The following is a 10633-nucleotide window of genomic DNA, read 5'->3' on the forward strand; positions in this document are numbered from 1 at the left end:
AGAACGCCCTGCTGGCCGTCTCGGGGCTGCTGATCGCCGCCGCAGCGGGCATGTGGTGGCTGCACCGGCGCCGCACCGCCCGGACGCCGCCGCATCTGGAGTCGGCTGCGGATGCGGCGGCGGTTGCGGTTGCTGACCGGCCGCCGCGCCGCGGCGGTGGGCCGGTCATGGTCCGGTTCGCGGTCTGTGCTGGGATAGCCGGTCATGACGATTCTCCGCTCGCTGGTGCTGTTCGCTCTGGCCGCCGTGTTCGAAATCGGCGGCGCCTGGCTGATCTGGCAGGGCTGGCGCGAGCACCGGGGGACCGCCTGGATCGCCGCCGGCGTCCTGGCCCTGGCCGCCTACGGGTTCGTGGCCACCTTCCAGCCCGACGCGCACTTCGGGCGGATCCTGGCCGCCTACGGCGGTGTGTTCGTCGCCGGGTCCTTGGTCTGGGGCATCGTCATGGACGGTTTCCGCCCCGACCGCTGGGACGTGATCGGCGCGCTCATCTGCCTGATCGGGGTGGCGGTCATCATGTACGCCCCGCGCGGATGACCACCCCCGGCCGCCGGTGATCCGCCCGGCGACCCTGCCCTCACCACTGAGTCGTACGGCACAGCCCGCACCAGGCCTCGGCCCAGCAGCACGCGGCGCGCATCGCGAACCGGATCCTTGGTTCCACGCGGGGCGGGACGACTGCGACCCGCCCGGGCCGGAGGCGCCGCTCGGCCGCGAGCGGGTCGTCGCTAGGGCGCGTATCGAGTTGTGATCAATCTTGGAGATTCACCCGTACGGCGGGGCCCGATCCGATAGACCGTCGAACGTGACGCGTGCGCAACTGACGGACGAGGAGTGGGAGTTCATCGAGCCGTACCTGCCGATCGGCAGCTACGGCCCGTACCCGCAGCGGCTGCGGCAGCAGTTCGAGGGCGTGATCTGGCGGTTTCGGACGGGCGGGCAGTGGCGGGAGATGCCGAAGGAGTTCGGTGCCTGGCCGACCGTGCACAACCGCTTCCGGCAGTGGAGGGACGCCGGTGTCTTCGACGCGCTGCTGGAGGGCCTGATCGCGCAGGCCGCCGCGCGCGGTGAGGCGGACCTGTCGCTGGTCAGCGTGGACTCCACCGCCGCCCGGGCGCACCACGACGCCGCCGGGATGCACCTGGGCCCAGACGTCATCACCGCACTGGAGAAGGCCGCCGAAGACGACAGGGCCCGGCAAAAGGGGGCGGCCAGGACGGACGACAAGAGCAGAACGCCGCAAACGATCCCGAAGCAGAAGAACGGCGACACCTCCGGCGTCGGCGCAGGCTCCGGCTGAAAGCCGCCCTGCTCGGACGGTCCAAGGGCGGGCAGACCAGCAAGATCCATCTCGCCGCCGACCGTAGATGCCGCCCGCTGGCGTTCGTCCTGACCGCGGGGCAGGCCGCCGACAGCCCGCAGTTCATCCCGGTGCCGCAGGGGATACGGGTGCGGGGGCCGGTCGGTCGTCCCCGCACCCGGCCCGGCGCGGTCGCGGCGGACAAGGCCTGCTCCTCCCGTGGCAACCGCACCTACCTGCGGAGTCGCCACATCAAGGCGGTCATCCCGGAGAAGCGGGACCAGGCCGCCCACCGCAAGAAGAAGGGCAGCAGGGGCGGCCGGCCTGGTGGATGGTGCGGACCCAGAGATCATGTGAGGGTTCAGGGGGGAAAGGCCGCTCGGTCGGTGACCGAGCGGCGCACGATCCGGAGGGTGGCCAGGAACGTGATCCGGTCCGGATCGACCCCGGCCGCGGTGGCTGCGGTGCAGATCAGGGTGGCCAGGGCCCAGTGGGTGAGGAGGTAGGCCCAGATCTCCTGACGGACCAGGTCCGGGGTCCGCGACCGCAGGACCCTGCCGGGACCGCGCAGGTGGATCTTCAGTTGAGCGAATCCGGTTTCCGCCTCCCAGCGCTCCTGGTAGCAGGCGGCGAGCTGCTCGGCGGTCGCCTCCGCAGGATCGAGGATGGTGGTGATGAGCCGGATGTGCTCGCCCCTGCGGTCGGGCACCGTGTAGTCGACCACCCGCACGATCACCGCCAGGTCCGGATCAAGATCGCGCTCCGAGCGGGCGTCATCTCGCAGCCGATCCTTCTGCGATCGGCGCAGCTTGGTGGGCTTGGTGATGACGGCGAGAGGAGGACCCGTCGTCCAGGTCTTCCAGCCAGTGCGGGTGCAGGCCGGCCTGGACGCGCCAGAGAAGGGCCGCGCCGGCCGAAGCGGCGTATTGCCAGGCGCGGAAGCTGTAGAAGCCGCGGTCGGCGGTCAGCAGCATCTCGGGCGTGAGCCGCTCGTACAACGAGTAGGCGAGGGTCTGCTCACTGCCGGCAACCCGAGGTGTCCGCCGCGACGATCGCGTGCGAGGCGCACTCGCTGATCGCCACCACTCTGGCCTGCGGGTACACCGTCTCGTACCCGCCCGCGCTGTCGTTGGGGAACTCCGCCGGGTTCGCCGCCGTGTCCGGCAGATCGAGGATGAACCCGTCGATCGCCATCAACCGCCACCGCCCCAGCCACGCCCCTGAGGTCGCCTCCGTCGCGGCCGGACGGGCGAGGCGCTCGAACACTTCCCGAACGACCCCGGCCCCCAACCGCTGCCGGGCCTGGGTGACCGCTCCACGCGTCGGCGGCTCCCACCGCACTCCCGGCACCGCCGCGAGCAGACCGGTCAGCTTCTCCGCGACCTCCTCATAGTCGTCGTCCGCGAACAGGCACAACGCCATCAGCAGATAGATGACCACATGCGCGGGGAGCTACCGCCCAGCCCTGCTCGGCCGCCACCAGGTACCAGCGAACCGCCTCCTCGAGACGGCCGGTATCACGGCACAGCGCGCCCAGCAGGCTCGCGGCGTTGCGTGCCCGGTCTCGGCCACCTGCCTCAGCAGCGGTTCGGCTGCTTCGAGGTCGCCTTGGAAGTACAGCTCCTGCGCCCGCTGGAACACCGTCATGCGGTCCACATCACCATCATGCCGCCGGCAGAACCGCTGGCCGGTTCAGGTCGGAGGGAGCATGTCCCATGAGCCAGCTGTCGATTTCCGAAGTCGTCTGCATGGATGTCCGTAGCCCTGTGCACACCGGTCGTCCACCCTCATCTGGCCTGTAGGGGGCGGTTCCGATGGCAAGCAGCCGGGTCACTGCCGCGATCGGGTCGTGTGCGGTAGGAAGGCGTACGTGACCGATGATCAGCGACACGGCCGTCAACGGCAGGACCGCTCACGGGCGCCCCGTCTCGCGGGGATCTTCGTGGGGGCGCTGGTGGCCGGAGCGGGATTCGGCGTAGCGACCTCCCTCGCCAACGCCGCCGCCCACAGCTACGCCGACCTCGAAAGCGAGGACTACACCACCAGCGGGTGGTCGATCGCGGAAGTCGTGAGCGTGCTGCTGGACTCCGGCTGGGCGTGGGCGGGGTTGGCGGTCGTCGTGGGATGGCTGGCCTGCCGCGCCGGAGCAGATCGCCCCGCGGCACTGGCCCGGGCCGCCGCCGCAGGTGCGCTGGCCCTGCTCGCAGCCACGGCCGCCTACAGCGTGGCGGAGACCCTGCGCAGCAGCGGCCCCCTGTCCTCCTGGTATATGACCGAGCCGCTCGTGTGGTGGGTCACCAGCGTCATCTTCGGGGCGCCTTTGGGTTCCGTCGGTGAGTGCATCGCGCGTCCGGGAGTGATCGGCTTGCTCGCGAGACTGACCGTGCCGGTCGGCGCCGCCGTCCAGATGATCGTGCTTCCGCTCGGCAGGAACGAGCTGATCGCGGCCATCGGCAAGACGATCGTGTGGGCCGCGGCTGCCGTGAGCATCGGCGTCGTCGTCATCCGCTTCCTCGGCGCGCAGCGGCGCCGGCGCTCCCCGGCGGCCGCGGAGTCGCCGTAGGCGGCGGATCACCCTGTTCAAGGGCTCGGGACCGGCCTCCGAGGCCCGCGGGCCGGATGGCCGCCGCTGCGAGGCCGTGCTCCGCGACGCCGGCCTGGCCGGCCCGCTCAGTCCTGCGGCTTGCGCCAGGTGATGCTGTAGCGCAGCAGGAGGTGGCGGCGGTACCGGGAGCCCGGCAGGATCTCGGCGGCCACCGCCCGCATCTGCCGATACGTCACCGGCGGCGGCCACACCGTGGGCGACGGGTGCTCCCAGTGGCCCTTGGCGGCGCGGTGGAAGGCGCCGACGACGACGCCGGCGAGATCGCGCGGCAGGTCGCCCGGCATGGTACTGCGGGCGAGGCCGACGATGGCCAGGACCCCACCGGGGCGCAGCAGATCGCGCATACGAGTCAACCCGGTGGCGGCGTCCATGTGGTGCAGGGTGGCCACCGACGCGACGACGTCGAACGAGGCGGGCTCGAAGGGGTGGGTGAGGACGTCACCGAGGATGTAGTCGACGTCGCCCGGGTGTGCGCGCGCCTGGTCGATGCTGGGCGCGTGCAGGTCGATGCCGGTGACGTGCGGCACGGCCCGACGCAGTTCGCGGGCGAGCGTGCCCTCGCCGCAACCGACGTCGAGGGCGTGCCGGGCGCCGTCGGGAACCGCGTGAAGGATGCGGGGATGGTAGTGGATATTGTGGTTCCACCGCCTGTCGTTCTTCACCGTCATGTGATCATCCTGTCGGATACGGGCGAGGCGGTGATCCCGCTACGCGAAACGGTTGCGGGATAACCTTCGTTATCTGGCAAGATGGGCCCGTATCGCGCTGAGTGAGCTGGATGGATGCCGTCCGGCCCGGACAGTTCATTTCCCGGTTATCGGGCAACCTGGTGAGTGGTGGAGGGCGACGGCATGGATCCGATCATCATCGAGCACCTCGGCCGTGCCCATCGGCTCGCCCGGCATCTGGACGATTTCCTCACCGACCTGTCCAAGGCAGGCGCCTCCGGCCAGACGATCCGCGCCTACCGCGGTGACCTCCTCCAGTTCTGCGCGCACCACGACGGCGAGATCACCGAGTTGACCGCCGCGCCGGTCCGCTCCTACCTGGCCGAGATCGCCGATCTCGCCGCGTCGACCCGTAAGCGCAAACGGGCGGCGATCGCCTCGTTCTGCAAATGGGCGGTCCGTCACGATCTCCTGTCGGCCAATCCGATGGACCGGATCGACACCATCAAGGTCCCCAAGACCCTGCCCCGGCCGGCTGCGGCCGCCGATGTCGCCAAGGTCCTCGCCGTGATCTGCTCCCGGCGGCCCCGCAAGGACGTTCCGCTGGACCGGCTGCGGGATCGGGTGCTGTTCGAGACCGCGTACGTGTGCGGTGCCCGCGCCTCCGAGGTGTGCGGGATCTATGTGGAGGATCTGGACTTGCGGCTGGACGACGAGCATGTGCGCCTGTGCGGCAAGGGCGGCACCGTGCGGACCGTGCTGCTGGATGACCGCGGCTATGTCGCGCTGCTCAGGTTGTACCTGGCCCGCGCCGGATACGGTGCCGGACCCCTGTTTCGGGCCAGCATCAACGGCTCGGGCGGGCCGCTGTCGTACGACGCCGCCCACCACCGGTGGAAGGGCTACTGCGCCGCGGCCGCAGTGAGTATCGGCATCCACCAGCTGCGCCACGCGCACGCCACCGAGCTGATCAACGCGGAGGTGTCCATCGAGGCCGTCCGTCGCCGCCTCGGCCACGCCTCCGCCGAGACGACGCAGCTGTATGCGCTGCTGGATGACAAGGTCGCCGACGCCGAGATCCGTGCCGCCCGGCGCCACCGCGACCGCTCGAGACGCTGACCGGTCGTCAAAGCCGCCGACCGGGGAGAAGATCGGCACGGCCGAGCTCATGAGGGCCGGGCAGGTAGCGCTCGGGGACGCCGATGTCGATGAGGTCCTGGCGTCTGCGGTTGAAGATCGCGAGCGTCCGGCTGGAGGAGGCGAGCATGGCAAGGAGCCGGCGGGCGACGGCCGGGTCGGTCCGGGCGGTCTCGAGTGCCGTGGTGAGCTCCTCCCGCAGGTCTTCTCGGCGGTCGGCCACACCGGCGCGCCGGGGCGGATCGCGTCGTAGACGGCCCGGTGCGGCTCGCGCATCAAGGCAGGACCGAGCGTGCCGCGGGCGGTGATCGCTCCGCTCTCGGCCAAGTGCAGCGCGACCGCTGCGGCCTCCAGCATCGCTTCCTGGCATGCCCGATCAAGCTGCTCATAGGGCCGCCACACGGTCAGGCCGGCCCGCAGCGGTCGGCCGACGGTGCCCCAGATCAGTTCGAGGGCGGCGGCCGAGTGCCGGTGGAGGCGGGAGGAGGAGATGCTGACCTCGTCCAGCAGGGTGCGCAGGAGCCGTAGCCAGACGCCGACGTGTACCGCCCGGCGGGGCAGGGAGACCATGCCGGTGTCCATACCTTCCCGGGTGAGCCGGTCCAGGGCCAGGACGGGCTCGGACACGGTGCGGTGGGGAGGCGGCCGCCCCAGCGCGAAGGCGAGGGCGACGTCGCCTTCGGCTTCGAGGCGGCACACGTGCTCGGGGCAGCCGAGCATGAGCGGGAGCGTCGCGGTGAGCGGCGTACCGCGGTCGGGGTCGGCGGCGCAGACAGGGCAGACCCGCCGCGGCCCTCGGCGGGCCGGGTGTTCGGGCCGCAGCCAGGGCCGCCATCGCCCGACGACGTTGGTGCCGGCCTCCCCCGGGCAGAACAAGACCGAGTCCTGGCGGACGTAGGTGTGGAAAGCCTGCGAGCCGTCGGCGGGTTCGAGGCTCTCCAGCAGCCACGGCACCCATCCGGCGATCGTCGCCAGCCGCAGCTCGGCGACCTCGACCCCGGTCCGCTCCGCCAGCGCCTCCAGCACCGGCCGGGGCGGATCCCAGTCCAGGTCGTCCTCGGGCGCCTTCCCGACCAGAGCCGAGGCCGGACCGAGGTTGTGGGTCAGCAGTTGCGCAACCGTCAGCTCGTAGCGTGCCGACAGGCGGCCGAGCCAGGACGACAGTGCTTCGCCCGGTCGCGGCGGCGGGTGGACCGGCCACCGGCGGGCACCACCACCGCTCACAGCAGCTCGCGTTCGAACAACCGGCGCCGCTCGGTCGGCCCGCTGTAGGTCGTCATCAGCAGGGTCCGCTGGTTGATCGACTCCTCGCCCGAGGAGATCGCCACGATCGCGGCCTCGGTCAGCAGCGCCGACAGCTCGCCGATCGTCCCCTCGCTGCGGGTCAGCAGGTACTCGGCCATCTCCGGCGTCGCGATCGCCGAGGGGCGGCGCAGCGGGAACGAGGCGGCGAAGCTCGCCAGCAGCGACCGCGCCTCGGCATCGGGCTGCCAGCGCGGCAGCGCGAACGGCGCGAACCGGTTCTCCAACTGGTCGTCGGAGCGGATCGCCAGGTAGGCCTCGCGGGTGCCGACCCCCACCAGCGGGATCTTCAGCTCGTTGCCCAGGAAGCGCAGCAGATTGAGGAACTCCCTGCGGGCGCTGCCGTACCCGGCCAGGGTGTTGTGCAACTCGTCGATCACCAGCACCCGCACCCCGGCCTCACGCAGCAGCCGCAGCGCCAGCTGCTCCAGCACGGCCAGCCAGCTTCATCGCCGGCCGCAACGGCGATCCCAGACCGGCCAGCAGCGCGGTGTAGAAGCGGCCGACGTGCGGGTCCGACGGCATCTGCACCACCAGGACCGAGATCTCCTCCCGATCGCGGTGCGCGACGACCGGGTGCGCCCGCCGGAACTTCTCGATGATCATCGACTTGCCGTTGTTCGTCGCACCGATCAGCAGCAGGTTCGGTGTCCGCTGCCGCGCCGGCAACGCCAGCAGCTCCTCCAGCCTCTCCAATGCCTGCGTGGCACGGGTGTAGCCGATCCACCGGTCGGCGCGCACATAGCGCAGCCGCTCGGCCGCGGGCAGCCGCGCCACTCGCCGGGCGCTCTCATGCAGATGTGACAGATCCTCCGGATCCCGGACCTCCGCATCGCTCACCACTGCTCGATCACCTCGAACGGCGCCGGGGCCGCCACAGGCCCGACATCCGCCGGCGGGGGCACCACCGGTGCCGCTGCGGCCCGGGCCGTGACCGCGGCACGGCGCTCCACCGCACGGCGGGCCGTGCGGGTCGTGGCCGCCGCGTCCTCGGCGATCCGCCGCATCTGCTCCACCATCACAAACAGCGCGTTCTCATCCACCTGATCGCGGCCCGCCTCCTGCAGCGCCGCGATCGCCGCGCGCTGCTCCCACAGGCTGATCGGCGGCCGCGACATCGTCCGATACGGCACCTCCAGGTAGGAGACGCCGTTGGGGTCCAGTGCCCAGATCCGGGAGATATCGCGCGGATCGCGCCGCAGCACGAACTTGCCCAGCTGCCCGCAGCGAGCGATCCACGGCTTGAGGCCGGCGCAGAAGTACTGGACGTGATCGAGGGTGAAGCCCGTCCTGCTCAGCACCCGCCGCTCGACCGGCAGGAAGTCGACCAGGAACGCCGTCTCGCTCACCACCGTCGCCGGGCGTCCCCCCTCGGCGACGCCCTGCTCCCACCGTGCGGCCCGGGTCTGCCTCAGCGTGCCGTGCACCTGGCCGTGGTAGACCGCCACCGCCAGCGCCAGCCACGTGTTCAGCTCGGCCAACGTCAGCACCGCAGCCGCCTGGCTGTCATAGCGGCCCCGCTCGGCCGGGTTGGAGAACGTGGTGCCCGGCAGCTCGTGCACCATCTCCATCATCGTGCCGATCAGCCGCTCGACGATCCCGCCGAAATGCGGCTGCCCCGGCGGCCGCCACGCCACCGCGATCCCGTGCTGGTCACAGCCCCGCCGCAGCGCCTCGCTCTTGAACTCCGCCGCGTTGTCCACGTAGATCTCGCGCGGCTTGCCGGACATCGGCCAGGCCGCATCCACCCCGAGCCGCTCCAGTTGCGGCCGCTTGTCGGTCGCCATGTGCGCCAGGCACAAGCCCACCGACAGCGCCGACGGAGCCTCCAGCGTGACCACCAGCCCGCACACGCACCGCGACGCCACGTCGATCGCCACCGTGACGTACGGCCGGCCGATCGGCCGCCGGTACCGCTCGTCCACGATCTCCAGATCCACGACCGTGTGGTCGATCTGCACCCGCTCCAGCAGCCCTTCGATCACCGGAGGCTCCCCGCCCGCCGCCCGCAACGCCCGAGCGGCGTCCGCGCCCTGCCGGGCCATGGCGGCCACCACCGGATCCAGCCGCGCGATCCGGCGCTCCAGCGTCCCCCGCGACGGGACCGGCAGGCCGCGGATCCGGCATTGCCGGACGACTTCCTTGTAGACCGTCGTCACCGAACGGCGCTGCTTGGACAGATACCGCGTCCGGATCACCTCCACAAGCAGCGCCTCGACCTCCTCCGGTAACCGGCCCCGGCCGCGCCCACCACTCGATCGTCGAGGAAAAAGGTCAGAGGCCAGCCCCGAACCCGTCCGCCATCGCTTCCGCAACCCGTACACCTGCCGACGAGAGACCCCCAACTCCGCTGCTGCCTCATCCGCCGCCGCCACCCGGACCCACGGCTCCCGAGCCAACCGGCCGATCACCTCGGCCCGGCGGACGGCGACCTCCCACTCCTCCGCCGAAGCCGTCAGCACACCCAGCTCCGCCACGCCGTCGACCACGCCGACCTCACCGTTGTGCACACGAGTACGGACAAAAATCGACGGTAGTGCACGGGGTACGGGGATCAGGAGGTTCCGAAGTCTGCTGCAACCAGCCACATAACGCCAGGAAGATGTTGAACACGACTACGGGAATCGACAGAACACCCTCACCTAGATGATCTTCCCGGGGCGTCCCGGAAACGATCGTTCCGGCATCGCTCGTCGGTGAGCTGACCGGCAGGTTGCACCGGGTGCCGCTGCGGGCGTGGCTGTGGCCGCTGTCGCCGACGTCCTTATATGCCGCACCCGGCCTGGTCGCCTACGTCAGCCCATGGACCGGCGAGGAGTGCGATGTCGGGGTCGGCCCGACGTACCGCAGCGCGCTGCGCCCGCTCGGTGACCTGGGCATCGACTGGAGACGCTTCGACGGCTGAGCGCGTCAGGACCAGCGCGGGCGTCGAGCTTGCCTCGACCCGCCGACCGAGGTCCGGGAGATCCTCACCGCCGGTGAAGCCGGCCCAAGGCCGCTACCCTCGCCAGGATGGGACTGCTGTTGGTGCTGCGTCCGGCGCAGCCGCGCCCCAAGAGCCTGCGCCGGGCCACTCGGGCGCAGCGGCGCGAGCACCATCGCGCCATCGCCGCGGAGTGGGAGACGGCCCGGCAGTGGGGCTGGCTGCTGGATGTGGAGGTGGACGTGCTGCTGTCGCTGGTCAACTGCTCCGAGGGCGGCAGGCTTCAGATCCTTGGGCACCTGGACTCGTGGTCGGACACGGTGCTCGATTATCGCGATCTGCCGCGGATCGAGGCTAATGTCGATCGGCTGGAGACGGCTGCCGGTGATGACGTGCAACGCGCGCTGATCGCGGCCCTGCGGGAGCTGCTGGAGTGCTGGCGTGCAGAGCCGGGCCTGATGCTGCACTGCTACGGGGATTGACCTGCCCTCGCGGGTCCCGACGGGTTCGCAGGCCAGGCGCTCAGCGGGAAAGCTGCACTGCTCCCCGGATAACTCTGCTTATCCAGGGAGCAGTACTGGGAACTCCTCGGATCATGTCGGTGCGGCCCGGCAGGCGGCGCCGGGAAAACTCCCCGGAGAAGAGCCCGGGTTCCGCAGTTCGTAGGCACACAAGCGTGACCGCTGGAGCGTAACGGC

14 protein-coding genes and 2 pseudogenes are annotated in these 10633 nt (G+C 71.0%); 6 read left to right on the forward strand and 10 right to left on the reverse strand.

Annotated elements, in window-relative coordinates; translation table 11 throughout:
• A partial coding sequence (locus ACWJ6R_RS20825; protein WP_449063838.1) for a hypothetical protein occupies positions 1–206 on the reverse strand: 206 nt, incomplete at its 3' end.
• Between ACWJ6R_RS20825 and ACWJ6R_RS20830 the strand changes: the two genes are divergently transcribed.
• Both ACWJ6R_RS20830 and ACWJ6R_RS20835 read left to right on the forward strand, forming a co-directional pair.
• A complete protein-coding gene (locus ACWJ6R_RS20830) occupies positions 205–537 on the forward strand; it encodes a YnfA family protein (protein WP_449063839.1) in 333 nt (110 codons plus the stop codon). The two genes, ACWJ6R_RS20825 and ACWJ6R_RS20830, sit on opposite strands and share 2 nt — an antisense overlap.
• 268 nt (positions 538–805) lie before the next feature.
• Positions 806–1650 (forward strand): annotated as a pseudogene (locus ACWJ6R_RS20835) (transposase); the annotation flags it as partial.
• A gap of 11 nt (positions 1651–1661) precedes the next feature.
• Here ACWJ6R_RS20835 and ACWJ6R_RS20840 read toward each other — a convergent pair.
• From ACWJ6R_RS20840 to ACWJ6R_RS20850, 3 genes are read right to left on the reverse strand one after another with little or no spacing between them, the layout of a single operon-like run.
• Positions 1662–2126, reverse strand: coding sequence for a transposase (locus ACWJ6R_RS20840; protein ID WP_449063851.1), 465 nt, complete (start codon positions 2124–2126; stop codon positions 1662–1664).
• Positions 2074–2298 (reverse strand): hypothetical protein, encoded by a 225-nt coding sequence (locus ACWJ6R_RS20845; protein ID WP_449063840.1) that lies wholly within the window; start codon positions 2296–2298, stop codon positions 2074–2076. Before ACWJ6R_RS20845 ends, ACWJ6R_RS20840 begins: the two co-directional genes overlap by 53 nt.
• A gap of 19 nt (positions 2299–2317) precedes the next feature.
• Positions 2318–2740 carry a transposase domain-containing protein gene (locus ACWJ6R_RS20850; RefSeq protein WP_449063841.1) on the reverse strand — a complete coding sequence of 141 codons (423 nt, stop codon included), beginning with the start codon at positions 2738–2740 and terminating at the stop codon, positions 2318–2320.
• A 430-nt stretch (positions 2741–3170) separates the two neighbouring features.
• On the opposite strand from ACWJ6R_RS20850, the gene ACWJ6R_RS20855 reads away from it, so the two are divergent.
• Positions 3171–3863, forward strand: a complete 693-nt coding sequence (locus ACWJ6R_RS20855; RefSeq protein ID WP_449063842.1) for a hypothetical protein — start codon at positions 3171–3173, stop codon at positions 3861–3863.
• Positions 3864–3970: 107 nt separating this feature from the next.
• Here the strand turns inward: ACWJ6R_RS20855 and ACWJ6R_RS20860 are convergent, their stop codons facing one another.
• Entirely contained in the window at positions 3971–4573 is a 603-nt protein-coding gene (locus tag ACWJ6R_RS20860) for a class I SAM-dependent methyltransferase (RefSeq protein WP_449063843.1), read from the reverse strand.
• Positions 4574–4756: 183 nt separating this feature from the next.
• Between ACWJ6R_RS20860 and ACWJ6R_RS20865 the strand changes: the two genes are divergently transcribed.
• Positions 4757–5692, forward strand: coding sequence for a tyrosine-type recombinase/integrase (locus ACWJ6R_RS20865; protein ID WP_449063844.1), 936 nt, complete (start codon positions 4757–4759; stop codon positions 5690–5692).
• A 7-nt stretch (positions 5693–5699) separates the two neighbouring features.
• On the opposite strand, the gene ACWJ6R_RS20870 is transcribed toward ACWJ6R_RS20865, so the two are convergent.
• The 5 genes and pseudogenes from ACWJ6R_RS20870 to ACWJ6R_RS20890 form a co-directional block, all read right to left on the reverse strand.
• On the reverse strand, positions 5700–5933 hold the full coding sequence (locus tag ACWJ6R_RS20870; protein WP_449063845.1) for a hypothetical protein: 234 nt from the start codon (positions 5931–5933) through the stop codon (positions 5700–5702).
• 476 nt (positions 5934–6409) lie between these two features.
• Positions 6410–6934 (reverse strand): annotated as a pseudogene (locus tag ACWJ6R_RS20875) (TniQ family protein); the annotation flags it as partial.
• Positions 6931–7446, reverse strand: a complete 516-nt coding sequence (locus ACWJ6R_RS20880) for a TniB family NTP-binding protein (RefSeq protein WP_449063846.1) — start codon at positions 7444–7446, stop codon at positions 6931–6933. The gene ACWJ6R_RS20880 and the pseudogene ACWJ6R_RS20875, both read right to left, overlap by 4 nt.
• A complete protein-coding gene (locus ACWJ6R_RS20885) occupies positions 7412–7852 on the reverse strand; it encodes a TniB family NTP-binding protein (protein WP_449063847.1) in 441 nt (146 codons plus the stop codon). Before ACWJ6R_RS20885 ends, ACWJ6R_RS20880 begins: the two co-directional genes overlap by 35 nt.
• On the reverse strand, positions 7849–9522 hold the full coding sequence (locus tag ACWJ6R_RS20890) for a transposase (RefSeq protein ID WP_449063848.1): 1674 nt from the start codon (positions 9520–9522) through the stop codon (positions 7849–7851). The genes ACWJ6R_RS20885 and ACWJ6R_RS20890 overlap by 4 nt, the downstream gene beginning before the upstream one ends.
• A 212-nt stretch (positions 9523–9734) precedes the next feature.
• On the opposite strand from ACWJ6R_RS20890, the gene ACWJ6R_RS20895 reads away from it, so the two are divergent.
• Together ACWJ6R_RS20895 and ACWJ6R_RS20900 are read left to right on the forward strand one after the other, a co-directional pair.
• Positions 9735–9917 carry a hypothetical protein gene (locus ACWJ6R_RS20895; RefSeq protein WP_449063849.1) on the forward strand — a complete coding sequence of 61 codons (183 nt, stop codon included), beginning with the start codon at positions 9735–9737 and terminating at the stop codon, positions 9915–9917.
• Positions 9918–10024: 107 nt separating this feature from the next.
• Positions 10025–10417 carry a hypothetical protein gene (locus tag ACWJ6R_RS20900; RefSeq protein ID WP_449063850.1) on the forward strand — a complete coding sequence of 131 codons (393 nt, stop codon included), beginning with the start codon at positions 10025–10027 and terminating at the stop codon, positions 10415–10417.
• The last annotated feature ends 216 nt before the right edge of the window (positions 10418–10633 follow it).

It is taken from the genome of Planomonospora algeriensis, from assembly GCF_977012225.1.